The organism is Burkholderia sp. Se-20373 (assembly GCF_017104705.1).
Taxonomy (GTDB): domain Bacteria; phylum Pseudomonadota; class Gammaproteobacteria; order Burkholderiales; family Burkholderiaceae; genus Burkholderia.
Map to the genome: position 1 here is coordinate 1 of NZ_JAAGPH010000126.1, position 23,835 is coordinate 23,835.

Sequence of the window (23,835 nt, forward strand, 5' to 3'; positions counted from 1 at the left end):
GGCGGTCGAACCGGTCGCCCAGCGGCGCGAGCAGCAGGATGCCGAGCGCATAGCCGAGCTGCGTGAGCGTCGGCACGAAGCCGATCGCCCGTGCCGACGCGCCGAGATCGGGCCCGAGCGCGCCGAGCATCGGCTGCGCGTAGTAGAGCGGCGCGACCCCGAGGCCGGCGGCGGCCGCGAGCAGCAGCACGAGCCGGCGATCGGGCATCGAATGGGCGGCCGGGTGGGCCGGGGCGTGGGCGGCGCGGGGCGCGGCATCGAGACGGGACGGGGTGGACATGGCGTGCATCCTGGTTGCGATGAAGGAATGGACGCGAGTGTGGCGGCATGCGGCCGGCCACGGTAGTGCCGCCTTGCGCAGATTTGTTATACGCTCTACGAATGACCGAAAAATCTCCCTTCTCTCCCGCTGCTGGCGGGTCTCCACGCATTCAGGCGGTGCCGGTGGACGGCGCCGGCTATCGTTTCGAGCTGATGGAAACCTTCGTGCGCATAGTCGAAGCCGGCAGCCTGTCGGCCGCGGCCGCGCAACTGCATACGACGCAGCCGACGATCAGCCGGCGGCTGCAGGCGCTCGAGCGCTCGCTCGGCATGCGGCTGCTGCAGCGGACCACGCACACGATGCGGCTGACCGTCGACGGCGAGCGCTGCTTCAAGCGCGCGAAGGAACTGCTGGCGAACTGGGCGGCGTTCGAGGCCGATCTGCGCGGCGCGCAGGAGGAGCCGGACGGGCTGTTGCGGGTCGCGGTGCCGCACGCGTTCGGGCAGGAGCGTTTCGTCGAGCCGCTCGCGCGGTTCCTGCGCGACTATCCGCGCGTGTCGGTCGAGTGGCTGCTGCAGGACGAGGTGCGGGATTTCGTCGGCAGCGGCATCGACTGCGCGATCCAGGTGGGTGAGCCGACCGATCCGGCCGTGGTCGCGATCCGGCTTTCCAAGGTGCCGCGCTTCGTGGTCGCCGCGCCGTCCGTGCTGAACGGCGCCGACGTGCCGGCCGACCCCGACGCGCTGGCCGCGCTGCCGTGGCTCGCGCTGCGCACGTATTACCGCACGGAGCTGGCGCTCACGCATTCGGTCACGGGCGAGACGCGCCGCATCGCGATGCGCCCGCGCATCACGACCGCGAACCTGTACGCGCTGCGCAGTGCGGCGCTGCTGGGGGTGGGGGCGTGCGTCGGCTCGTCATGGATGCTGGCCGACCACCTCGCGCGCGGCGAGCTCGTGCACCTCGCGCCCGAGTGGCAGGCCGCGCCGCTGCCCGTCTACCTGACCTACCCGCATGCGCAGTTCTATCCGTCGCGGCTCGTGCGGTTCGCCGCGATGATGCGCGAGGCCGTGCCGGGGCTCGTCGAAGGGCGCGATACCTGACCTTCGACACGGGCGCGCCGCGAGCGCCGGGCGGCCACGGTGTTGTCAGCCGCGCCGGATTCCTTCGGGCAGCGCGCTGATGCGGCGCACCTCGGGCGAATCGAGCCACGCGCGCGACGTCGCGCAGTCGGCGAACATGTCGGTCGCATCCTCGCCCCAGAACAGGTCGCCGTCGAGTGCGAAGGTCGGCACGCCGAATACGCCGTGCGCGATCGCATCGTCGGTGTTCGCGCGCAGCGCGTCCTTCACCGGCTGGGCGTCGACGGCCGTCACGCCTTCCGGAAAATCGACCGCTTCGCACAGCGCGGCGAAGCCTTCCGGCGTCGACACGTCCTGGCCGTCGCGCCAGATGTACCGGAAGATCCGCCGGATCGCATCCGGAGAATGGCCCATCGCGATCGCGAGGCGCAGCGGCTTGATCGGATTGAACGGGTGCGCGGGCGGCATCCGGAACGCAATGCCGAGCTTGTCCGCGCGGTATTGCGCGTGGCGATAGGTGAAGACGCGTTTCGCCGCGATCTCGGCCGGCGCTTTCTGGCCCCAGTGCGCGAGCAGTGCGCCGAGCACGATGGGCTTCGGCTCGAACGCGGCGGCGGCCGGTAACCGCTCGAATTGTTCCTGCTGCAGGTAGGCGAACGGCGAAACGAAATCGAAATACCAGGTAGCGGTGCGCGCGGCGTTCATGGTGGCGGCCCTCAAGCGTGTCCGGTTGGCGGTGGCTCGCGCGGCATGCCCGCAGGCGGCGCGCGATGCATGCATCGGCGGCCAGTGTCGCACGCGGCCGCCTTTTGCGCTGTTGCGTGGCCAGGCGCGCGCCGCCGCCGGTTATGACGCGGCGTCGCCGTGGTCCGCTGGCGATGCGAGCCGCGCGAGGCTGTCGCGCACGGCCGCTGCGTCGTAGCGTGCGCCCGAGCCGCCGAGCGCCACAGTGGCCTTCTGCGCGAGCGGCAACAGCATCGCGAGCGCCGCCGCCATGGCCGGTGCGTCGGCGAGCCGGGATTTCGGGCCCGATACGGTCAGCGCGCCGACACACTCGCCGGCTGCCCCGAACACGGGTGCGGATGCCGACGCCGTCTCGGGGTCGCGCTCGCCGTACGACGCGGCCCACAGCTGTTCGCGCACGTCGTGCCATTGCGCATCCTGCATGTCGGTAAACGCCAGCAGCACCTTCCCGGACGCGCCCTGGCGCACCGGAAACTCCTCGCCGACCCGAATCGACACGCGCACCGCACGGGCGGGCTCGACCCGGTACAGCACCGAGCGCATGTCGCCCTGGCGCACGTAGAACGACGCCGTTTCGCCGAGTTCGCGGCTCAGCGTCTCGAGCAGCGGCTCGACCACCGGGCCGACCCGGAAGGAGCGCTGATACAGCGCGGCGAGCCGCAGCGGCTCATGTCCGATCGCGTACTGGCCGTCGTCGAGCTTGCGCATGAAGCCGCCATGTTCGAGCGCCGTGAGCAGGCGCAGGATCGTGCTCTTGTACAACCCGGTGCGACGCGACAGCTCCGCGAGCGACAGCCGGTCGTCGGTCTGCCCGAACGCACGGAGGATCGCGAACGCGCGATCGAGCACGGCGACGCCGCTGGACGCTTCTTCAGCCGGCGAATCGGGCGCGCTGCCGGTGTGATCGGTTTCAGTCTTGGGCACTGCCTGCTTCCTTCTGAGGATGATCGATCGACTATATCGTTCTGCCTGGCAGAACTCAAGTTCCAGAAAATCGCAATTTCACGGGTATACCCCGCTTACAGCCCATTCGATGCGCGCATAGAGTTCTGTCAAATAGAACGATGTTCTTTCAGATAGAACGATGGAGTGTCAAATGAGCGTTTCCGAATATCCGAAGGTGCTGGTCAGCGAGGTCGGGCCGCGCGACGGCCTGCAGAGCATCCAGGCCGTGATGCCGACTGCCGGCAAGCTGCGCTGGATCACCGCGCTGGCCGCGGCCGGCCTGCGCGAGATCGAGGTCGGGTCGTTCGTGCCGGCGAAGCTGTTGCCGCAGATGGCCGATGTGCGCGAAGTCGTCGCGCATGCACTGGCGATTCCCGGGCTGCACGTCGCCGCGCTCGCGCCGAACCTGCGCGGCGCCGAGAGCGCATTCGAGGCCGGCGTGCACAAGCTGACGCTGCCGGTTTCGGTGACGGAAGCGCATTCGCTGGCGAACATCCGCAAGACGCCCGCGCAGATGATCGACGAGGTGCGCGCGATCGTCGCGCTGCGCAATGAGCGGTTTCCGTCGGTGCAGATCGAGGCGGGCGTGTCGGTCGCGTTCGGCTGCACGATCGCGGGCGCCGTCAGCGACGACGAGACGATCGCGATGGCGGCGGCGATGGCCGAATGCGGCGTCGACGAGATCGGGCTGTCCGACACGAGCGGCCATGCGAATCCGGCGCAGGTGCGCCGGCTGTTCCTGCGCTTGCAGCGCGAAGTCGGCGACAAGGCCGGCGGCGCGCATTTCCACAACACGCGCGGGCAGGGGCTCGCGAACGTCGTCGCGGCACTCGACGCGGGCGTGACGACGATCGACGCGAGCCAGGGCGGCCTCGGCGGCTGCCCGTATGCGCCGGGCGCGACCGGCAACATCGTCACCGAGGATCTCGTGTTCCTGCTCGAGGCGATGGGATTCGACACGGGTATCGACGTCGACGCGCTGCTGGCCGCGCGCGCGATCCTGCACGCGGCGTTGCCGGCCGAGGCGTTGTACGGCCATGTGCCGGACGCCGGGTTGCCGAAAGGCTTCCGTTACGCGGACGGCCGCGCCCCGAGCGCGGTGCAACCGGAAGGATGCCTGACGGGAGTCGCGCAATGAACGACCACCAACCGGCTTCGACGCTGCCGTATGCAGGCACGCGCGTGATCGAGATGACGCACATGGTGATGGGCCCGACCTGCGGGATGCTGCTCGCGGATCTCGGCGCGGAGGTCATCAAGATCGAACCGATCGCGGGGGACAGCACGCGCGCGCTGCGCGGTTCCGGCGCGGGCTTCTTCGGGATGTTCAACCGCAACAAGAAGAGCCTTGCCGTCGACGTGAAGGATCCGCGCGGGCTGGAGATCGTGCTGCGGCTCGTGGCGACCGCGGACGTCTTCAGCGAGAACTTCAAGAGCGGCACGATGGACCGGCTCGGCCTCGGCTATCCGGCGCTCTTCTCGCTGAATCCGCGCCTCGTGTACGTGTCGCACAAGGGCTTCCTGCCGGGGCCGTACGAGCATCGCACCGCGCTCGACGAAGTGGTGCAGATGATGGGCGGCCTCGCATACATGACGGGCCCGGAGGGGCGGCCGCTGCGCGCGGGCGCGAGCGTGAACGACATCATGGGCGGCATGTTCGGCGCAATCGGCGCGATGGCCGCGCTCGCGCAGCGCGAACGCACCGGCCGCGGCCAGCAGGTGCAGAGTTCGCTGTTCGAGAACAATGTGTTCCTCGTCGCGCAGCACATGATGCAGTTCGCGGTGACCGGGCAGGCCGCGTCGCCGATGCCGAGCCGGATTTCCGCGTGGGCCGTCTACGACGTGTTTTCAGTCAAGGATGACGAACAGATCTTTCTCGCGGTCGTATCGGACACGCAGTGGGCGCTGTTCTGCGATGCGTTCGGCCTCGCCGCGCTGAAGGACGATCCGCGCGTCGCGACCAACAACCTGCGCGTGCAGGCGCGCGAGTGGCTGCTGCCCGAGTTGCGTGCGCGGCTCGCGCCGTATTCGGCCGCGGAGATCGGCGCGATCTTCGAATCGAACGGCCTGCCGTACGCGCCGATCACGAAACCGCAGGACCTGTTCGACGATCCGCACCTGCTCGCCACGGGCGGCCTCGAGGCCGTGACGCTGCCGGCCGACGCGAGCAGCGCCGGGCGGCCGGTCGACACGCGCACCGCGCTGCTGCCGCTGACGCTTGCCGGCGAACGCCTGCGGCTGCGCGCGGCACCGCCCGCACTCGGCCAGGACACGCGCGCGCTGCTCGGCGAGCTCGGCTACACGCCGGATGAGGCGCGTGCGCTGATCGAAGCCGGTGTCGTCGCGGGCCAGCATGGCGCGGACGATGCGGCGCCGGGCGGCGCGCCGTCACCGAACGAACTGGCGAGCGCGTAGCGCGGCCGCGATTCACCGAACGAACAAAGGCGTCCCGGCCGTGCCACGCACGGGCGCGGCCGCCCCATCCACGGAGACAACCATGACATCCGCTTCCCCGGCACTGGCCGACGATCGCGAGACCGACGCGTCGCTCGAGCAACGGGCCGTGCGCAAGGCCGCGTGGCGCTTCATTCCGCTGCTCGCGCTCGCGTACTTCTTCAACTACCTGGACCGCACGAGCGTCGGCTTCGCGGCGCTGACGATGAACCGCGATCTCGGCCTGACCGCGACGCAGTTCGGCTGGGGCGCGGGGATCATGTTCGCCGGCTACTGCTTGTTCGAGGTGCCGAGCAATCTCGCGCTGTACCGCTTCGGCGCGCGGCGCTGGCTTGCCCGCATCATGATCACGTGGGGGCTGATGGCGGCCGCGACCGCGTTGGCGACCGGGCCGACGAGTTTCTACGCGATCCGGCTGCTGCTCGGCATCGGCGAAGCCGGATTCTTTCCGGGCGTGATCTTCTTCCTCGCCGTGTGGTTTCCGGCGAGCTACCGCACGCGCGTGCTGGCGTGGTTCACCGTGTCGACGCCGCTGTCGTCGCTGATCGGCGGTCCGTTGTCGACGTGGCTGCTGCAGCTCGACGGCGTGCTCGGGCTGGCCGGCTGGAAGTGGATGTTCATCGTCGAAGGGCTGCCGGCGTGCGCGCTCGGTTTTCTCGTGCTGAAGCTGCTGTCCGACTCGCCGGCGCATGCCGCATGGCTGTCCGACGACGAGCGTGCGGCGCTGCAGCGTGCGTTCGAGCGCGACGGCGCGGCCGCCGGCCGCAAGAAGCGCTTCGGCGTCGCGCTGCGCGACGTGCGCGTGTACCTGCTCGCGCTGATCTCGTTCGGCTTCACGATGGGGTCCTACGGGATCGGCATCTGGCTGCCGCAGATGCTGAAGGCGCACGGCATGTCGACGATGCAGACGGGCTGGCTGTCCGCGGTGCCGTACTTCTTCGCGACCGTCGCACTGCTGTGGTGGGCGAAGCGCGTCGACCGGCGCGGCGGCCCCATCGCGAACCTGGCGATCGGGCTGTTCATCGGCGCGGTGGCGCTCGGCGTGTCGACGCACTTCCAGACGCTCGGGCCGGCACTCGTCGGCATCACGCTCGCGCTGATCGGCACGATCGCCGGCCGCACGATCTTCTACACGCTGCCATCGCGCTTCCTGTCCGGCCAGGCCGCGGCCGGCGGGCTCGCGCTGATCAACTCGATCGGCGCGCTCGGCGGCTTCGCGGGCCCTTATCTCGTCGGCTACCTGAAGGACAGCTTCGGCACCTTCACCGCCGGCATGCTCGGCCTCGCGATCGTGCTGGCGATCACGACGCTGCTCACGCTGTCGCTGGTTGCATTCGACCGGAGCGAATGACATGGACACCACGATGTCGATCAAGCGACGCCGGCTGCTCGGCGCGGCCGCCGCATCCCTCGCGCTGCCCGCGTTCACCCAGGCGCGCGCGGCCACCCAGGAAGGAGTTTCCCGCATGACGACGCAAAGCAACTATCTCGCGGTCCGCCCCGACTGGCTCGCGTCGGCGCTCGAACCCGCGCTCGAGCCCGACTTGCCGATCGTCGACGCGCATCATCATTTCTATGAGCGGCCGGGCTGGATCTACATGCTCGACGACTATCTGCAGGATGCGCGCTCGGGCCACAACATCCAGGCGTCCGTCTACATGCAGGCGCAGACGCGCTATCGCGACTCGGGCCCGGCCGAACTGAAACCGGTGGGCGAGACGGCCTACGTCGCCGGCGTGACCGAGCCGCTGCAGCACGGCCCGGTGGCGGTCGCGAAAGGCATCGTCGGCCACGCGGACCTGCGTCTCGGCGAACGCGTGCGCGAGGTGCTCGAAGCGCATCTCGAAGCCGGTCGCGGGCGCTTCCGCGGGGTGCGTCACCTGACGACGTGGGACGCCGATCCGACGCTCGCCAATCCGCTGTCGGCGGTGCCGCGCGGGCTGCTGCTCGATCCCGCGTACCGGGCGGGCGTCGCGCAGCTCGCGCCGCTCGGGCTGTCGTACGACGCGTGGCTGTTCTTTCCGCAGTTACCCGAACTGTTCGAGCTCGCGAAGGCGAACCCCGATACGCGCGTCATCGTCAATCACTGCGGCGGCGTCGTGCGGATCGCCAGTTATGCCGACAAGCGGCCGGAAGTGTTCGAGCGCTGGTCGGCGTCGATGCGCACGCTCGCGCAACTGCCGAACGTGTACGTGAAGGTCGGCGGGCTCGGGATGCGCATCAACGGTTTCGATTTCGAGAAGGGCGAACGGCCGCCGTCTTCGGTGCAGCTCGCGGACACGTGGAAGCCGTGGATGATGACCTGCATCGACGCGTTCGGCCCCGGGCGCTGCATGTTCGAGAGCAATTTCCCGGTCGACAAGGGCTCCTATTCGTTCGTGAACGGCTGGAATGCGTTCAAGCGGCTGACCGCGCAGGCGAGCCCGGACGAGCGTGACGCGCTGTTCCGCGGCACGGTCACGCGCGCTTACCGGCTCGGCTGACGCGCGTCGCGACGGGCCCGGCGCGGCAGGGGCTTACTCGGCTTCCACCAGCGCCGCGAGTCGCGCCAGCGCCATCTGCCAGCCGGTCTCGTTGTCGGCGGCCGGGACGCCGGGCGGCACCCCGTCGTGCACCGCGTCTACGCGCGTGCCGCCCGCTTCGTCGGACAGCGTGATCGTGATCGTCATGGCGCCGCGCAGCATCGGGTCGTCGGTTTCGAACACGTCGATCTCGACGATCTGCTCGTCGGGCACGAGCGTGACGAAGCGGCCGTGATAGGTATCGGTGCGCGCGGTGGTCTTGCCGGTGCCGGCCGACGGCGCGTCGTAGCTCAGCGATACCCGCAGCGCACCGCCTTCGCGCGCGTCGTACGCATGCACGCGGCAGGTCATGCCGTCGGGCACCTTCCATTGCTCGACCGCGTGCGGATCGAGGAGCGCGCGGTAGACGCGCCCGCGCGGGGCGTTCAGGTGCCGGCTGACCCGGGTCGAATGCGTGTGCGTGTGCAACATGTGACCTCCCGCGGCGCGCGCACGACGGTGCACGCCGGCGGCCGGCGTGTCGTCGTGCTTCCTTCAGGAATCCTAGGCGCGCGAGCGGCGGCATGCAATGACCGCGCACGCGGCCGCGCTCGGCTCAGCGAAGCGCGGCCGCGAACGCGTCGAGCTGCGTGATGCAGGTGTTCCAGCCCTCGAAGAAGCCGAGCGCTTCGTGGCGCTCGCGCGTGGCGGCGTCCGGATGCATCACGCGCGCTTCGTAACGGCTGCCCGCATCGTCATCGGCCATCGTGATGATCGCGGTGAAGCCCATCCACGGCGCCTGCGGCTGCCAGCCACCCGTGAGCATCGACGTGAACGCGATGCGCGATTCCGGCACGATTTCGAGGAAGCAGCCGGGATTGTCGCTGGTGCCGCCATCGGGGCCGCGCATGTAGGTGTGGAAGGCGCCGCCCGGCCGCAGGTCGAATGCGCGCACTTCGGTGGTCCACGGTTTCGGGCACCACCATTGCTTCAGCAGTTCGGGGTCGGTCCAGGCACGCCACAGCGCGTGGCGCGGCGCATGCAGCGTGCGCGTGATGACGAGATCGTGGGCTTCAACGGGGTCGACGGGGTTTGCTGACATCTTGCTCCTCCTGGTGACGACGTTCGACGAATTCGACGAGACGATCGGATCGGGCTTCCCACTGCGCGCGCTGCTCGGCGAGCCATGCCTCGGCTTCGGTCAGCCGGCTGCCGACCAGCGTGCAGGTGCGCGAGCGGCCGGCTTTGCGGGTCTGGACGAGACCGCTGCGCTCGAGCACGGCGACGTGCTTCATGAACGACGGCAGCGCCATGTCGAACGGTTCGGCCAGCGCGGAGACGGTCCGTTCGCCGTGGCCGAGCATGCTGACGATCGCGCAGCGCGTCGGATCGGCGAGGGCGTGGAAAACGTCGCTGATGCCGGGTTGAAAGTTAGCCATGTGGCTAAGTATAGGAGAGGCGAACGGCGATGCAACGGCATTTTTCGTCGCGTAGGATGATGGGGCGGTAACACGCGCCGACCGGGTGCGGCGCTGCCGCGCGCCCGCCGACGTTGCGCGAGCCGCGATGGCCGGCCGGTGTTCCTTCCCATCCGGACGCACGCCGAACCCGCGTGTGCGACCCAACTGACTACCGGAGTTGGCATGACCGAATCCGTTACCGTCCGCCGCGTCGGCGCGGGCGAAGCGAAGCGCTGTATCGAAGCATTGGCCGACGTGCTGATCGATTGCGTCGAGGGCGGCGCGTCCGTCAGCTTCATGTTGCCGATCGAGCGGGCGACCGCCGTCGCGTTCTGGACGAACGTCGCCGACGGCGTCGCGAACGGCGAGCGCATCCTGCTCGTGGCCGAGGACGCGGGCGGCCGGATCGTCGGCACCGTGCAGGTCGTGACCGCGCAGCCCGAGAACCAGCCGCATCGCGCCGATATCTCGAAGATGCTCGTGTCGCGGCACGCGCGCCGGCAGGGTATCGCCGCGCGGCTGATCGCGGCGGCCGATGCGGCCGCGCGCGACGCGGGCAAGACCGTGCTCGTGCTCGATACCGTGACGGGCGGTGACGCCGAGCGGTTGTACGAGCGGGCCGGCTGGCAGCGTGTCGGTGTCGTGCCGAACTACGCGCTGATGCCCGACGGCACGCTCTGCGCGACCACGTATTTCCACAAGCAGCTCGCGTAACGGCATTCGTCATGCATCCCGTCGCCCCGGCGCTCCTGCTCGTCACGCTCGCGGCGGGTGTCGTGGCGCTGATCGCGCCGGTGTTGCTCGCGGCGCGTGGCGGCGCCGCACGCAGGTGCCGTTGCGGGTGTTTTTCTACGGCATGCTGACCTTTTTCGTGTTCCAGCCGGTGCTGCGCCTGTCGTGGCTGGCGCCGTTGTTCCACTGGCTCGGGAGCGATCCCCGCTGGCACCTGCCGATGCTCGTGTTCGCGGCGCTGACGGCCGGGCTTCGTCGGGGAATCAAGCAAGGCCGCAGACTTCGCCGGTCCGATATAGTCACGCAGGAAGCCTTCAGCAGAACGAGAACGCCCCGGAACCACCGCCCCGATGAAACGCTCCCATGTCGCTTTCGCCCTCACGGGCCTGCTCGTCGCGCTGCCGATTGCCGCGTATGCGCTCGTCAAGCCGTTGCGCGTCGTCGCGCCCGCGCTGGTTCCCGGTGTGTCGTGCCCGAGCGCCGATATCTGCACGGACGATGCCGCGAAGCTCGGCGACGCGCAGCAACTCTATCGCGACGGCTATGCGCGCGCGGCGGCGGCTGTCGGCGCATTCCAGGCGGCGCCGCGCGTCGTGTTCTGCTCGACGCGGGCGTGCGCCGATGCGTTCGGCCTCGGCCAACGCGCGGCGCTGACGCTCGGGAATTTCGGCGTGGTGATCGCACCGCGCGGCTGGCAGACCTACTTTCTCGCGCACGAGCTGATCCATCACCGGCAGGCCGAAGTGCTCGGCAACCTGGCCGTCGCTACCCGGCCGCGCTGGCTGATCGAAGGGATGGCGTATTCGCTCAGCGACGATCCGCGCCATCCGCTGGCGGAGCCGTTCGAAGCGTGGCGCACGCGTTTTGCCGCCTGGAATGCGGCGCGTGGTGCACAGCCGCTGTGGGAGGCCGCACGGGCGGTCGAATAGCGCGGCAAGACGTTGAAATATCACCGCGCACGTCGACACGCCGCACAGGTCGACGCAGCATGACGTTTGGGCGCGGCTACGCCGGCGCGCCCGGATCGTCGTGCCCGGCGGTGAGCGTCTCCCGCCCGGCGGCGAGGATCTCGTCAGCCAGCGCCGGATCGGTGCCGGCGATCGCGCGCGACAGCACGAGCGCGCCGACCATCTGGCTGAAGACCGCGACCGCCTCGCGACGCGTCTGCGCCGGCGTCGCGCCTTCCGTGGCCACCATTCGTTCCAGCCGATCGAGATACGTGGCGAGGCCGTGCGCGTAGCACGCCCGCGCCGCGTCGGTCAGTCGCGGCGCATCGCCCGCGAAACCGGACAGCGGGCATCCGGCCTCGATGTTGTCGCGATGCGCGGCGGACAGATACAACGCCACCTGCGCGTCGAGACTGCCGGCATTCGGCGAATCCGCGCGGTCCTGCATCGCCTTTTCCATTACCTCGGCGACCAGCGCGTCTTTCGACTTGAAGTGGTTGTAGAAGCCGCCCTGCGTGAAGCCGGCTTCCTTCATCAGTTCCGTGAGCCCCACCGCGTCGACGCCGCGCGCGCGGAACAGCCGCTCGGCGGCCGCGACGATCGCGCTCCGGTTCTCGGCAGCCTGCTGTCTTGACACGCCCATAGATCCCTCCCTGATTTTGTCGATCGCGTCGATTGGAAAACACAATGGTGCTCACCATTGACATGGGCAAACTGCGAGAACACAATGCACCGCAAAGACAATGGTGATCGACATTGACATCGAGTGTAGCCGACTTGGCGGCGAGAGCAAAGCCACTGCCGGAACACCGGATGGCAATCGGTCGGCGTCTTTGGCGCAGCAGGGGCAGGAAGGGCAGCGGGCGGCTCGCCGTCTGCCGCCAGGCGGCGCCACGGTTCGACAAGCAACGGCAGGCTGGTTTTCCACCGGATCTCACGCGCGCGGCGAGCCGGCGCGCATGCGATTCATCATGCGAAAGGAACGAACATGAAGATCGAAGGGGCAGTCGTTTTCATCACGGGCGCGAACCGCGGGCTCGGGCTCGAGTTCGCGAAGCAGGCGCTCGCCAGAGGCGCGCGCAAGGTCTATGCGGCGGCGCGCGATCCGGCCACCGTGACGCTGCCGGGCGTCGTGCCGGTGAAGCTCGACGTGACCGATCCGGCGGCCGTCGCCGCGGCGGCCGATGCCGCACGCGACGTCACGCTGCTGATCAACAACGCGGGCATCGCGCGGCTCGGCAGCCTGACGGACGACGGCGCGCCCGACGCATTGCGCGATCACTTCGAAACCAACGTGTTCGGGATGCTGGCGATGTCGCGCGCGTTCGCGGGCATCCTCGCCGGCCATGGCGGCGGCGCGATCTTGAACATCCTGTCGGTCGCGAGCTGGGTGAACCGGCCGATCCTGGCGGGCTACGGCGTGTCGAAATCGGCTGCGTGGGCGTTGACCAACGGGCTGCGCCATTCGCTGCGCGAGCAGCACACGCAGGTCGTCGGGCTGCATGCCGGCTTCATCGACACCGACCTGACGGCCGGCCTCGACGTGCCGAAGGCGACGCCGGCCGACGTCGTGCGCCAGGCGTACGAAGCAATCGAAGCGGGAGAGGAGGAAGTGTCGACCGACGAGTTCACGCGGCAGGTGAAGGCCACGCTGTCGTCGGGCGTTTATCTGGAAGAGCCGGCGCCGCGTTGACGCCGCCGGTATCCCGAGCCCGCTGCCCCTGCCGCGCGTGCAGGAGGGAGGCGGGCCGACCCATCAGACGGTGGTGTCGATGATGCCCGGGATCTTCACGTCCGGGTTCACGTCCGCGTCGTAGTCGACGCCGGCGATCTCGAAGCCGAACAGCCGCAGGAACTCGGTCTTGTAGCCGGTGAAGTCGGTCAGCTCGTACAGGTTCTCGTTCGTCACGTGGTTCCACTGCGCGACGACCTTCGCCTGAACCTGCGGATCGAGCTCCTTGTAGTCCGCGCGCAGGCGGCCTTCCTCGTCGACGTGCGGCGTCGCGCCATACAGGCTGTCCTTGAACAGGCCATACACCTGCTCGATGCAGCCTTCGTGCGTGCCGGCTTCCTTCATCGTCTTGAACAGCAGCGACAGGTACAGCGGCATCATCGGGATCGCCGAGCTGGCCTGCGTGACGACCGCCTTCAGCACCGACACGCGTGCGTCGCCGCCGTGCGCGGCGAGCTTGTCGCGGATCGACAGCACTTTCTTGTCGAGATCCTTCTTCGCTTCGCCGATCGAGCCGTTCCAGTAGATGTCGTGCGTGATCTGCTCGCCGAGATACGTGAACGCGGTGGTCTTCGCGCCGTCGGCCAGCACGCCGGCTTCATCGAGCGCGTCGATCCACATCTGCCAGTCCTCGCCGCCCATCACGGCGACGGTGCCGTCGATCTCTTCCTGCGTCGCCGGTTCCAGCGTGACGTCGCGAATCACTTCCTTGTCGGTGTCGAGGCCGCGGAACGTGACCGTCTTGCCGATCGGCTTGAGCGTCGAGCTGATGGTTTCGCCCGTCTTCGGATGCGTGCGGCGCGGTGCCGCGAGGCTGTAGACGACGAGATCGACCTTGCCGAGATCCTGCTTGATGGTGTCGATCGTGACCTGCTTCACCTTGTCGGAGAATGCGTCGCCGTTGATGCTGCGCGCATAGCGCCCCTTTTCGGCGGCGAATTTCTCGAACGCGGCGCTGTTGTACCAGCCGGCCGTGCCGGGCTTCGTTTCGCTGCCGGCACGCTCGAAGAACACGCCGAGCGTGTCCGCGTCGGAGCCGAAGGCGGCCGAGATCCGGGCGGCGAGGCCGTAGCCGGTCGACGCGCCGATCACGAGCACCTTTTTCGGGCCGTTGGCGATCGGGCCGTGCGAAGTCACGTAGTCGATCTGTTCCTTGACGTTGGCTTCGCAGCCGACCGGATGAGTCGTCACGCAGATGAAGCCACGCACGCGCGGTTTGATGATCATGGAAACCTCTACTCTAGTCAGAAAGGCTGGGACGGCCTGAATTCGGAAAATCCCGCGCATTGTAAAGGATGCGGCCGATCGCGGGCGGGCGCCGCCGGAACCGGGCGGATCGCCCAGTCATTTCTCTCTTGACAGAAATAACTGAAATACCTAAATTGCACATCATGGAACTCACACCGATTGCCGAACGATTCATTCTCCACTGGGGCGAAATGGGCTCGCGGTGGGGCGTCAACCGCACCGTCTCGCAGATCCATGCGCTGCTCTATCTGGCCGGCCGGCCGATCGCGGCCGACGAGATCGCCGAGACGCTCAACGTGGCGCGCTCCAACGTCAGCACGAGCCTGAAGGAGCTGCAGGCGTGGCGGCTGGCGAAGGTCGTGCACGTGCTGGGCGACCGCCGCGACCATTTCGAGACATCGACCGACATCTGGGAACTGTTCAAGCTGATCGTCGAAGGGCGGCGGCAGCGCGAGATCGAGCCGACGCTCACGGTGCTGCGCGACTGCCTGACGCATCCCGAGATCGCGAACGAGAGCCGCGAGACCGAGCAGCGCATCCGCGACACGCTGCAGTTCGTCGAGACGCTCACGACCTGGTCGGACGAGATGCTGCGGCTCAAGCCCGATACGCTGATGAAGGCGCTCGGCATCGGCGCGAAGATCAGCCAGACGGTCCGGCGCAAGCCGTCGAAGTAGGCAGGACACGCCGTGCGGGCAGCCAGCCCGCTTTTTTTGGGGTCGTTATTTCTGTCTGTACAGAAATAACTGTAAATAGAGGATGAAAATGACCACCGTCTTGCCGTCGACCTGCCCGCATGGCCGCACCGGCGCGCGCAGCATGACCGTTCTCGTGTGCGGGGCGAACGGCTTCATCGGGCGGGCACTGTGCGCGCAGCTCGAAGCCGGCGGCCTTCGCGTGCTGCGCGGCGTGCGTCAGGCGGCCGGCCCGTCCGACGTTGCGATCGATTTCGCGAAGGACGTCGACCCGGACGCGTGGCTCGCGCGGCTGGAAGGCGTCGACGTGGTGATCAATGCGGTCGGCCTCCTTGCCGATCAGCGCGGCGCGACGCTCGACGCCGTGCATCGCGCCGCGCCGTGCGCGCTCTTCACCGCGTGCTGCCGCGCCGGCGTGCGGCGTGTGATCCAGATCTCGGCGCTCGGCGTCGAGCGTGGCGATACGCGCTACTTCGCGAGCAAGTCCGCAGCCGACCGCTTCCTGCAGACGCTGCCGATCGACTTCCGGATCGTGCGCCCCGCGCTCGTCTACGGCACGGACGGCGCGTCGGCGCGTTTTTTCCGGATGCTCGCGAGCCTGCCGGTGCAAGTCCTGCCGGCGGGCGGCCATCAGCGGCTGCGCCCCGTGCACGTCGACGATCTCGCCGAAGTCGTCGCGCGGTGCGTCGATGCGCCGGCGGCCGGCCGCCCGGTGATCGATGTGGTCGGCACCGACGAAGTCGAATACCGCGAGATGCTGGCCCGCTACCGCGCCGCGCTGGGGTTTCCGCCGGCCGCTCGCATCGGATTGCCGGGCCCGCTGGCCGGTGTGGCGGCCGTGCTGCTCGGCACGCTGCCGGGCGCGATCTTCACGCGCGAGACATGGACGATGCTGCGTGGCGGGAACACCGGCGATCCGGCCGCCGCCACGGCGATGCTCGGCCGGCCGCCACGCGGGATCGACGCTTTCATCGGCGCGGAAGCCGCCGCGCTGCGCCGCGATGCGCTCGCGATGTGGCGTCGCCCGCTGTTGCGCGGCGCGCTGGCGATCGTGTGGATCTGGACGGCCATCGCCAGCGCGTTCATCCATCCGCTGCACGCGAGTCTCGCACTGCTTGCACCCGCGCGCCTGACGGGGCTGCCCGCGTTGATCGCGCTCTACGCGGCCAGCGCGCTGGACTTCGGGCTCGGCATCGCGACCGTCGTCGCGCCGTCGCGCCGCCTGTGGGCCGCGCAAGCCGCGCTGATCGTCGCGTATTCGGCGGTCATCGCGGTCACGATGCCGGCCCTGCTCGCCGAACCGTTCGGCCCCGTGCTCAAGAACGTGCCGATCCTCGCGATCCTGTTGATCCTTTTTTCAGAAGAAGAACAAGCATGAATACCTATCTCGTCATCAAGGCGCTTCACATCCTGTCTTCGGTGCTGCTGGTCGGCACGGGGTTCGGCACCGCGTTCTACCTGTTCTTCGCGAACCGCACGCGCTCGGTGCCCGCGATCGCGGCCGTGTCGCGGCTCGTGGTGCGCGCGGACTCGTGGTTCACGACCCCGGCCGTGATCTTCCAGCCGGCATCGGGCCTGTGGCTCGCGCACACGGCCGGCTGGCCGTGGGATACGCCGTGGCTCGTCGCGTCGATCGTGCTGTACGCGATCGCCGGCCTGTGCTGGCTGCCGGTCGTGTGGCTGCAGGTCGAACTGGCCGCGATGGCGAAGCTCGCTCATGCGAGCGGCGAGGCCGCGTTGCCGGAACGCTACTGGCGCTATGCGAAGCGCTGGGAACTGCTCGGCTATCCGGCGTTCTTCGCGATGCTGACCGTCTACTTCCTGATGGTGCTCAAGCCGATGTAAGTGCGCTGCCGCCGCACGGGAGCGGCGGTACGGCGTGCGTGAAAGCAGTCGATCGATTTATGAGGCATGCGACAGACAAAAAGAAGGAATGCGAATCATAGACTCAAGTGAACTGGTGCTCTACTTCGACGGACGATGCCCGTTATGCGTGGCGGAGATCAAGCGTCTCGGGGCCCGCGACGCGCGACGCCGGCTGGCTTTCGTCGATATCGCCGAGCCGGGTTTCGATCCCGCGCCGTTGGGTGTCGACCTGCCCGCGCTCAACCGCGAATTGCACGCGCGTCTGCCCGACGGACGCATGCTGACCGGCGTGGACAGCATCCTGGCCGCCCATGCGCTGACCGGGCGCCGCTGGCTCGTCCGGCTGCTTCGCGTGCCGGCCGTGCGTCGTGCGCTGGCGCCGCTGTATCGCCGCTTCGCGCGCAACCGGCATGCGGTGTCGCGCTGGCTCGGCTATCGCGCCGAAGCACCGTGCGATGCGTCGGCGTGCGGTGGCGGTAGCGACCGTGCCGCCGAACATCCGACAGATCGTCCGGCGCAAGACAACGTTCGCCGCATCGTCGTGACCTGGATGTACTGCGCCGCGATCGCACACCTGCTCGTCGGCATTGCCGTTCCGTGGGTTGCCGGCTCGCCGTGGCTCGACGCGTATCACCGCGTCATCGAACTGCATTTCTGGACGGGAACGGCGCCGGACCCGGCGCGTGCGCAGCAGATCTGGTGGATGTCGCTGATCGGCGCGACGGCGCAATGCGCGTCGGTCTGGATGCTGGCGCTCGTGCACCTCGGCAACAGGTTGCAGAAACGGGAAGTGTGGGGATGGCTGCTGGCCGGCCTGCTGATCTGGGCGCCGCAGGACATGCTGTTTTCATTGCAGGCCCGGGTATCGGGTCACGTGGCGATCGACGCGGCGGCACTCGTCGCGATGGTGCCGCCGCTTGTCTGGCTTTGGAGGAGGGACGCGGTATGAACACCTTGCCCGCTTACGACTGGGCGCTCAACCTGCTGATCGTGCAGGGCGCGATGGGCGCATTCGATACGCTCTATCACCACGAGCTCACGCAGGATCTGCCGCACAGCCCGCGCGCGCGGCTCGAGCTGGGAATTCATGCGGTGCGTTCCGTGCTTTACGGCCTCGTGTTCGCATCGATCGCGAACGTCGCCTTTCACGGCGCGTGGGTCGCGGCCCTCGCGGTGGTGGTCGTCGTCGAGGTGGTGCTGACGTTGTGGGATTTCGTCGTCGAAGACCAGAGCCGCAAGCTGCCCGCGACCGAACGCGTGCTGCACACGCTGCTGGCCGTCAACGGCGGCGCACTGTTCGGGATGATCGCGATGCAACTGGCCGCGTGGGCGCACGAGCCGACCGCGCTGCAGGTGATCGATCTCGGCTGGCGCGGCTGGGTGCTGAGCCTGTTCGCCGTCGGCGTGACGGTATCGGGGATCCGCGACGGAATCGCGGCCTGTCGGATCGCGCGACGCGAGCCGGTCGTCAATCCGTTCGCGGGGCAGCCGCCGGGGAACGTGCTCGTCACCGGCGGGACCGGCTTCATCGGCGAAACCCTCGTGAACCAGTTGCTCGATGCGGGGAATACGGTGACGTTGCTGGCGCGCGATCCGCTGCGTGCGGCCTATCAGTTTCACGGCCGCGTGCGCAGCGTGACGTCCGTCGAACAGCTGCAGCCGCACGAGCGTTTCGACACGGTCATCAATCTCGCGGGGGCGCCAGTGCTGGGCGCGCGCTGGAGTAAGCGCCGGCAGGCGGTGCTGCTCGCGAGCCGCGTCGGCGTGACGGAATCGCTGATGCGCTGGGTCGAGACCGCCGAGATCAAGCCGCGCACATGGATCCAGGCATCGGCGATCGGTTACTACGGCGTGCGCCCTGGCGACGAGCGATTGGACGAAGGCAGCAGCGCCGGCACCGGCTTCATGTCGGAGCTGTGCCGGCAATGGGAGCAGTCGGCACAACCGCTCGAGCGTCATGGCGTTCGCTCGGTCGTGCTGCGGCTGGGTGTCGTGTTCGGTCCCGGCGGCGCGCTGCGCCCGATGCTGCTGCCGCATTACTTCGGGATGGGCGGGCGAATCGGCGACGGCACGCAGGTGATGAGCTGGATCCACCGGGACGACGTGCTGCGGATCATCGCACGTGCGATGGCGAATTCGGGCATGCACGGCGTGTACAACGCGGTCGCACCCGCGCCGCTGACCCAGCGCGAGTTCGTGCAGGTCGTGTCGAAGGTGCTGCATCGCCCGGCCTGGCTGCGCGTGCCGGCCGCGCCGCTGCGCATCGCGATGGGCGAGATGGCCGAGCTGCTGCTGGACGGGCAGCGCGTGATGCCGGCGCGGCTGCATCAGGACGGATTCATGTTCCGGTTCCCGACGGCCGAGCACGCGCTGCGCGACCTGACGAATCGTCCGCATGCGGATTTTCCGCGGACGGCCTGTCGTTTGCCGCGAGGTCGTGTATAAATTCGGCGTGAACGCGCTCGGGACGTGTCCTGCGTCCTGGGCGCTCCGCATCCGACCTCACAAGGAGACTGCATGCTGCACATCCTCGGCAAGATCCCGTCCATCAACGTCCGCAAGGTGCTGTGGCTGTGCACCGAGCTGAACCTGCCGTTCGAACAGGAAGACTGGGGCGCGGGCTTCCGCACAACCAACGATCCGGCCTATCTCGCGCTGAATCCGAACGGTCTCGTGCCCGTCATCAAGGACGACGATTTCGTGCTCTGGGAATCGAACGCGATCGTTCGCTACCTCGCGAACCGCTACGGCGGCGACGCGCTGTATCCGGCCGAGCCGCAGGCGCGCGCGCGGGTCGATCAATGGATCGACTGGCAGGGCGCGGACCTGAACCGCTCGTGGGTCGGTGCGTTCCTCGGCCTCGTGCGGAAATCGCCCGACCACCAGGACCCGGCCGGCATCGCGCAGTCGATCGCGGGCTGGACGAAGCACATGCAGGTGCTGAACGCGCAGCTCGAAGCGACCGGCGCGTACGTGGCCGGCGGCAGCTTCACGCTCGCGGACATTCCGATCGGCCTGTCGGTGAACCGCTGGTTCGGCACGCCGTTCGAGCATCCGGATTTCCCGGCGGTGAAGCGCTATATCGAACGGCTCGCGACGCGCGAAGGTTTCCAGAAATACGCGGGCAGCGCGAACCCGTGATGCGTCGCAGGTAGTGCGCGGCGCGGCGGCGTGGCAAGCGCCGCCGCGTTCGCGTCACGACCGATATGCACGGGCCCTCGGGCCCGTTTTCATGCGCCGGGCGCCGGCACCGCGTCGAGCACGCGCGCGAGAAACGCCTCGTGGTTCCACGCCGATTCCGGCCGTGACAGCCCGAGCCGCACGACCACCAGTTGACGGCTCGGCACCACGCTCACGAACTGGCCTTCATGGCCGACCGCATGAAACGCGTCGGCCGGCATCGCGACCGCATGCGGATCGCGATCGTTGAACGGCTCCGGCACCTTGACCCACAGCTGCGCGCCATACTCCTGGCGCTCCGACTGCGGCGTCGTGCGCGTCAGGTAGCGCACCCAGCCTTCCGGCAGCAGCCGCTGCCCGTCCCACACGCCGTCCTGCAGCAACAGCTGCCCGAAGCGCGCCCAGTCCCGCGCGCTCGCATACATGTACGACGCACTGACGAGCGTGCCGGACGCATCGGGCTCGAACACCGCGCTGCGCATCCCGAGCGGCGCGAACAGCGCGCGGCGCGGCAACGCGAGATAGTCGTCCTCGCTGCCGCCCAGCGCTTCGCGCATCACGCGCGCGACGATCGCGCTCGTGCCGCTCGAGTAGGCCCACCGCGTGCCGGGCGTCGCGGCGAGCGGCTTCGCCGACGCAAACCGCGCGGTATCGGGCTGCGCGTACAGCATCAACGCGACGTCGGACAGCGGGTCGTCGTAGTCCTCGTTGAATTGCAGGCCGCTGGTCATCCGCAGCAGCGCGTCGAGCGTGATGGCCGCGCGCGGATCGCCGCTGCCACGCCATTCGGGCAGCAGCGCCGACGCATCGGGCGACAGCTTGTGCTGCGCGACGAGCGTGCCGACCAGCGCGGCCGTGACGGTCTTCGTCATCGACCAGCCGGGCAGCGGCGTGTCGGCCGTGAAGCCGGGCGCATAGCGTTCGGCGATCACCTGGCCGCGCCACATCACGACGACCGCGCGCGTGCGCCGCGGTCGTGCCGGATCGGGTTCGTCGAACGCGCGGTCGAGCGCGGTCTGCAGCTTCCGCGCGTCGATGCCGGCCGGCAGCGTGGCCGGTGCAGGCCGTGCAGGCGGCGGATCGGGGAGGGGCGGCAGCGCGGCAGGCAACGCGCCGGACGATGGCCCGATCGCGAGCGTGCAGCCGAGCCCGGGCCGGAAGTCCGCTTCGCGTTCGGCGAAGCCGGCGAAGGTCGCCGTCGCGCGATGATGGTCGGGATCGATCGACGGGTGTACCAGTTTCAGCAGCGGATGCACGCCGGCCATGATGTCGACGTCGATCACGGACGCGGCCGGGCGGCCCGACACGTACACGCCGGAACACAGCGCCTTCGCCGCATAGCCGGTCGCGATCGGCGCGAGCCGTGACAACATATAGCCCGTGTAGCCGACCGCGGCGACGACGGCGAGCGCGACGCCGCGCAGGATCAGCTTCTTGAAGGGGATCGTCATGCGCGAGCGTCCTCGGTGGCGTGCCGGCAGGCAGCGATGCGGCAGTGTCTCAGGTTCGGGCGATGCGTTGCAATCGCGGTGGCCTGACGCGCCATGGCGACCGGGCGGTGGCCCGTGCGTTACGCTACCGGTGTCCTGCTCGACGATCCGGCCGCCACCACACGGTGAACGAGTTGAAAACGGCGCCGCCGTCGGCCGATAATCGTCCGGCATCGCTTTCCCCCTCTCCCAGTCCAACCGTTATCGGAAAACGCCATGTCCTACGACAACAACAACCCGTTCGCCAAGATCCTGCGAGGCGAACTGCCGTGCGTGAAAGTCGCGGAAGACGACGCGACCCTCGCGATCATGGATCTGATGCCGCAGGCCGATGGCCACGTGCTCGTGATCCCGAAGGAGCCGGCCGCGCAGATCTTCGAGTTGTCCGGCGACGCCGCCGCGGCCGGCATCCGCATGACGCAGCGCGTGGCGGCGGCGGTGCGCGCGGCGCTCGAGCCGGACGGCGTGTTCATCGGCCAGTTCAACGGCGCGGCCGCCGGCCAGACGGTGCCGCATGTGCACTTCCACGTGATTCCGCGCTGGGAAGGCGCCGAGTTGCGGATGCATGCGCGCGAGATCGCCGACGCGGCGACGCTCGAAGCGCTCGCGCAGCGCATTCGCGCGCGTTTCGTGTAACGCGTCGATTGCACGCGGCGACGGCACGGCATGGCGCACCGGCCCGCCGCCGTGCCAACGCCTGTTTCAGCGGTCATGCGAGGTAACACGTGTAACCGCCGGCGAAACTCGGCCAGGCCCACCCGGCGCTAGACTCCGCGCATTGCTTCACCGAGCGACACGAAGGGCGGATCGCCTCTTCGTGCCGGCCGCCGCCTTTCACGGCGGCAAGGCTTTCGCGAGGTGCCATTCGTCTTTCGCGCCGGGAATCGAGCCATGACCAGACTTCTCATCACGCTTGCCCTGATCGGCGGCCTGTCCGGCTGCTATGTCGCGCCGCCGTACGGCTACGCGCCCGCGCCGGCCTACTACGGCTATGCGCCGGCGTATTACGCGCCGCCCGTCAGCGTCGGGATCGGCGGCAACTTCCGTATCCGCTGATCCGGCACCGGGCGCAGGTGCCGGCCGCATCGGTCAGCGCCGACGCGTGGCGCCGGAGATTCGCGCGGATTCGCGTATCGCATGACGGCGGTGCGGTGCGGTGCGGTGCGCCGCGCGGCGTGCGCGTGCTTCCTATACTTCACAGGAAAGTGCATTCCGCATTCCGGTGAGGCAGCCATGACAGTCACCCGCAAGGTCGCAGTCGCGTCGGCCATGTCGACGCTCGTCTATCTCGGGCTCGCGGTGCTCGGCAGCGGCGGGTTCGCGGCGTTCTTCTCGCATCCACAGCTGACCGTCGTCGTCGTCGCGACGCTCGCGATGGCCGTCGCCGCGCTGTTCACCGAAGGCAACCTGAGCAGCGGCGAGCGCGAGAATCGCGACAACCGCTGGGTGCTCGCGGCGTTCGGGGTAAGCGGGCTCCTGCTCGCGTACCTGCCCGCGCTGACCGACCGGCTCGACTTCTGGACCTTCGGCGGCGATGCGGTGCGCTGGACAGGCGTCGTGCTGTACATCGTGGGCGGTGTGCTGCGCATCTGGCCCGTATTCGTGCTCGGCAAGCGCTTCAGCGGGCTCGTCGCGATCCAGCCGGGCCATACGCTCGTGACCGACGGCATCTACCGCCGCATCCGCAATCCGAGCTATCTCGGCCTGGTCGTCAATTCGATCGGATGGGCGCTGGCATTCCGCTCGGGTGTCGGCTTGCTGCTGGTCGTGCTGACGATGGTGCCGCTCGTCGCGCGCATCCGCTCCGAAGAGGCGCTGCTGCGCGAGCAATTCGGCGCCGAATACGACGCGTATTGCACGCGGACCTGGCGTCTGCTGCCGGGCGTGTACTGACCCTCTTCATTTCTTCCCCGCGGCCGTTTCGGGCGCCGCCCGCGCTTCGTTCCCGATGTGTTGCCACGTGTGTCGCAAACGTGCGACGCCGTGCTTGGGCGGCCTGTCGTTCCACACGGTCGGACCGGCGGCGGAGCCAATGCTGGCGCGGGTTTGCGGGCATTCCGGTGCGGCCGTTCGAGCTCGCTAATTCGTAAACAACTTGTTACCAGAATGTCCACGGCAAGCAGGTGGGACCGGTGCTATTCTTCGCCGCAAGCTCATTGAAATGAATTGGTCCGCGGTTCGGCACAATGCCTGACACGACGTCGATCGATTCAGATCGTCGTACCGAGCGGACCTTCAATAACCAGATTGCGAACAAGGAAGAATACGGGAATGTGGAAGAAAATCGCCCCCGCTCTCGTCGTCGCCGCTTTGACCGGCGCGACTGCACTGCCGGCCATGGCAGGTGACATGAACAACGCGCTTGGCGGCGCGCTCGGCGGGGTAGCCGGCGCAGCGGTCGGCGGTGCGCTCGGCGGCAGCACGGGCTCGGTGATCGGCGGCGCCATCGGCGGCGGCGCGGGTGGCGCGGTGACGTCGAACCGTCACGAGCGCACCG

At 68.6% G+C, this 23,835-nt stretch carries 27 protein-coding genes and 1 pseudogene; 18 read left to right on the forward strand and 10 right to left on the reverse strand.

The window, feature by feature from the left end; translation table 11 throughout:
* A pseudogene (locus tag G3N96_RS29795) lies at window positions 1-280 on the reverse strand (MFS transporter); the annotation flags it as partial.
* Window positions 281-381: 101 nt separating this feature from the next.
* Between G3N96_RS29795 and G3N96_RS29800 the strand changes: the two are divergent.
* The gene (locus G3N96_RS29800; RefSeq protein ID WP_174974036.1) at window positions 382-1,365 is read left to right on the forward strand and encodes a LysR family transcriptional regulator; all 984 of its coding nucleotides are present in this window, start codon (window positions 382-384) and stop codon (window positions 1,363-1,365) included.
* Between the two features lie 45 nt (window positions 1,366-1,410).
* Here G3N96_RS29800 and G3N96_RS29805 read toward each other — a convergent pair whose 3' ends face one another.
* Entirely contained in the window at window positions 1,411-2,049 is a 639-nt protein-coding gene (locus G3N96_RS29805; protein WP_206139421.1) for a 2-hydroxychromene-2-carboxylate isomerase, read from the reverse strand.
* A gap of 141 nt (window positions 2,050-2,190) precedes the next feature.
* Window positions 2,191-3,012, reverse strand: coding sequence for an IclR family transcriptional regulator (locus G3N96_RS29810; protein ID WP_206139422.1), 822 nt, complete (start codon window positions 3,010-3,012; stop codon window positions 2,191-2,193).
* A gap of 172 nt (window positions 3,013-3,184) precedes the next feature.
* On the opposite strand from G3N96_RS29810, the gene G3N96_RS29815 reads away from it, so the two are divergent.
* The 4 genes from G3N96_RS29815 to G3N96_RS29830 all read left to right on the forward strand — a co-directional run bounded on the left by G3N96_RS29815 (window position 3,185) and on the right by G3N96_RS29830 (window position 7,970).
* Window positions 3,185-4,171: a hydroxymethylglutaryl-CoA lyase gene (locus G3N96_RS29815; protein WP_124582498.1), complete on the forward strand. Its 987-nt coding sequence runs from the start codon at window positions 3,185-3,187 to the stop codon at window positions 4,169-4,171.
* Complete coding sequence (locus G3N96_RS29820; RefSeq protein ID WP_206139423.1) at window positions 4,168-5,448, forward strand: CaiB/BaiF CoA-transferase family protein; 1,281 nt, start codon at window positions 4,168-4,170, stop codon at window positions 5,446-5,448. Before G3N96_RS29815 ends, G3N96_RS29820 begins: the two co-directional genes overlap by 4 nt.
* 82 nt (window positions 5,449-5,530) lie before the next feature.
* Window positions 5,531-6,838: an MFS transporter gene (locus G3N96_RS29825; RefSeq protein WP_206139424.1), complete on the forward strand. Its 1,308-nt coding sequence runs from the start codon at window positions 5,531-5,533 to the stop codon at window positions 6,836-6,838.
* 1 nt (window position 6,839) lies between these two features.
* On the forward strand, window positions 6,840-7,970 hold the full coding sequence (locus tag G3N96_RS29830) for an amidohydrolase family protein (RefSeq protein ID WP_124582492.1): 1,131 nt from the start codon (window positions 6,840-6,842) through the stop codon (window positions 7,968-7,970).
* A gap of 33 nt (window positions 7,971-8,003) precedes the next feature.
* Here the strand turns inward: G3N96_RS29830 and G3N96_RS29835 are convergent, their stop codons facing one another.
* The 3 genes from G3N96_RS29835 to G3N96_RS29845 all read right to left on the reverse strand — a co-directional run bounded on the left by G3N96_RS29835 (window position 8,004) and on the right by G3N96_RS29845 (window position 9,427).
* Entirely contained in the window at window positions 8,004-8,480 is a 477-nt protein-coding gene (locus tag G3N96_RS29835; protein WP_206139425.1) for an SRPBCC family protein, read from the reverse strand.
* A 124-nt stretch (window positions 8,481-8,604) separates the two neighbouring features.
* A complete protein-coding gene (locus G3N96_RS29840) occupies window positions 8,605-9,090 on the reverse strand; it encodes an SRPBCC family protein (protein WP_206139426.1) in 486 nt (161 codons plus the stop codon).
* Window positions 9,062-9,427 carry a metalloregulator ArsR/SmtB family transcription factor gene (locus G3N96_RS29845; RefSeq protein WP_206139427.1) on the reverse strand — a complete coding sequence of 122 codons (366 nt, stop codon included), beginning with the start codon at window positions 9,425-9,427 and terminating at the stop codon, window positions 9,062-9,064. The genes G3N96_RS29840 and G3N96_RS29845 overlap by 29 nt, the downstream gene beginning before the upstream one ends.
* A 204-nt stretch (window positions 9,428-9,631) precedes the next feature.
* Between G3N96_RS29845 and G3N96_RS29850 the strand changes: the two genes are divergently transcribed.
* Both G3N96_RS29850 and G3N96_RS29855 read left to right on the forward strand, forming a co-directional pair.
* Window positions 9,632-10,162: a GNAT family N-acetyltransferase gene (locus tag G3N96_RS29850; protein WP_206139428.1), complete on the forward strand. Its 531-nt coding sequence runs from the start codon at window positions 9,632-9,634 to the stop codon at window positions 10,160-10,162.
* A 368-nt stretch (window positions 10,163-10,530) separates the two neighbouring features.
* Window positions 10,531-11,109, forward strand: coding sequence for a hypothetical protein (locus tag G3N96_RS29855; RefSeq protein WP_206139429.1), 579 nt, complete (start codon window positions 10,531-10,533; stop codon window positions 11,107-11,109).
* 76 nt (window positions 11,110-11,185) lie between these two features.
* On the opposite strand, the gene G3N96_RS29860 is transcribed toward G3N96_RS29855, so the two are convergent.
* Window positions 11,186-11,770 (reverse strand): TetR family transcriptional regulator, encoded by a 585-nt coding sequence (locus tag G3N96_RS29860; protein WP_124582484.1) that lies wholly within the window; start codon window positions 11,768-11,770, stop codon window positions 11,186-11,188.
* A gap of 345 nt (window positions 11,771-12,115) precedes the next feature.
* On the opposite strand from G3N96_RS29860, the gene G3N96_RS29865 reads away from it, so the two are divergent.
* Entirely contained in the window at window positions 12,116-12,820 is a 705-nt protein-coding gene (locus tag G3N96_RS29865; protein WP_206139430.1) for an SDR family oxidoreductase, read from the forward strand.
* Between the two features lie 63 nt (window positions 12,821-12,883).
* Here G3N96_RS29865 and fabV read toward each other — a convergent pair whose 3' ends face one another.
* Entirely contained in the window at window positions 12,884-14,086 is a 1,203-nt protein-coding gene (gene fabV / locus G3N96_RS29870) for an enoyl-ACP reductase FabV (protein ID WP_124582480.1), read from the reverse strand.
* 164 nt (window positions 14,087-14,250) lie between these two features.
* Between fabV and G3N96_RS29875 the strand changes: the two genes are divergently transcribed.
* The 6 genes from G3N96_RS29875 (at window position 14,251) to G3N96_RS29900 (ending at window position 19,809) form a co-directional block, all read left to right on the forward strand.
* Complete coding sequence (locus G3N96_RS29875; protein WP_206139431.1) at window positions 14,251-14,784, forward strand: MarR family transcriptional regulator; 534 nt, start codon at window positions 14,251-14,253, stop codon at window positions 14,782-14,784.
* An 88-nt stretch (window positions 14,785-14,872) separates the two neighbouring features.
* Window positions 14,873-16,180, forward strand: a complete 1,308-nt coding sequence (locus G3N96_RS29880) for an SDR family oxidoreductase (protein WP_206139432.1) — start codon at window positions 14,873-14,875, stop codon at window positions 16,178-16,180.
* Window positions 16,177-16,647: a DUF2269 domain-containing protein gene (locus tag G3N96_RS29885; protein WP_206139433.1), complete on the forward strand. Its 471-nt coding sequence runs from the start codon at window positions 16,177-16,179 to the stop codon at window positions 16,645-16,647. Before G3N96_RS29880 ends, G3N96_RS29885 begins: the two co-directional genes overlap by 4 nt.
* A gap of 97 nt (window positions 16,648-16,744) precedes the next feature.
* Complete coding sequence (locus G3N96_RS29890; RefSeq protein WP_206139438.1) at window positions 16,745-17,617, forward strand: DUF393 domain-containing protein; 873 nt, start codon at window positions 16,745-16,747, stop codon at window positions 17,615-17,617.
* The gene (locus tag G3N96_RS29895; protein ID WP_206139434.1) at window positions 17,614-19,113 is read left to right on the forward strand and encodes a TIGR01777 family oxidoreductase; all 1,500 of its coding nucleotides are present in this window, start codon (window positions 17,614-17,616) and stop codon (window positions 19,111-19,113) included. Before G3N96_RS29890 ends, G3N96_RS29895 begins: the two co-directional genes overlap by 4 nt.
* A 72-nt stretch (window positions 19,114-19,185) precedes the next feature.
* A complete protein-coding gene (locus tag G3N96_RS29900; protein ID WP_206139435.1) occupies window positions 19,186-19,809 on the forward strand; it encodes a glutathione S-transferase in 624 nt (207 codons plus the stop codon).
* Window positions 19,810-19,898: 89 nt separating this feature from the next.
* Here G3N96_RS29900 and G3N96_RS29905 read toward each other — a convergent pair whose 3' ends face one another.
* The gene (locus G3N96_RS29905; RefSeq protein ID WP_206139436.1) at window positions 19,899-21,299 is read right to left on the reverse strand and encodes a serine hydrolase; all 1,401 of its coding nucleotides are present in this window, start codon (window positions 21,297-21,299) and stop codon (window positions 19,899-19,901) included.
* A gap of 255 nt (window positions 21,300-21,554) precedes the next feature.
* Here G3N96_RS29905 and G3N96_RS29910 point away from each other — a divergent pair, with 255 nt between their 5' ends.
* The 3 genes from G3N96_RS29910 (at window position 21,555) to G3N96_RS29920 (ending at window position 23,231) form a co-directional block, all read left to right on the forward strand.
* Complete coding sequence (locus tag G3N96_RS29910; RefSeq protein WP_043181059.1) at window positions 21,555-21,974, forward strand: HIT domain-containing protein; 420 nt, start codon at window positions 21,555-21,557, stop codon at window positions 21,972-21,974.
* Window positions 21,975-22,229: 255 nt separating this feature from the next.
* Complete coding sequence (locus tag G3N96_RS29915; RefSeq protein ID WP_011353821.1) at window positions 22,230-22,394, forward strand: hypothetical protein; 165 nt, start codon at window positions 22,230-22,232, stop codon at window positions 22,392-22,394.
* A gap of 177 nt (window positions 22,395-22,571) precedes the next feature.
* On the forward strand, window positions 22,572-23,231 hold the full coding sequence (locus G3N96_RS29920; protein ID WP_206139437.1) for an isoprenylcysteine carboxylmethyltransferase family protein: 660 nt from the start codon (window positions 22,572-22,574) through the stop codon (window positions 23,229-23,231).
* A gap of 317 nt (window positions 23,232-23,548) precedes the next feature.
* Here G3N96_RS29920 and G3N96_RS39395 read toward each other — a convergent pair whose 3' ends face one another.
* Window positions 23,549-23,689 carry a hypothetical protein gene (locus G3N96_RS39395; protein ID WP_226207388.1) on the reverse strand — a complete coding sequence of 47 codons (141 nt, stop codon included), beginning with the start codon at window positions 23,687-23,689 and terminating at the stop codon, window positions 23,549-23,551.
* Between G3N96_RS39395 and G3N96_RS29925 the strand changes: the two genes are divergently transcribed.
* Window positions 23,649-23,835: glycine zipper domain-containing protein (locus tag G3N96_RS29925; RefSeq protein WP_241022891.1), on the forward strand; the 187-nt coding region annotated here is incomplete at its 3' end. The genes G3N96_RS39395 and G3N96_RS29925 overlap by 41 nt on opposite strands.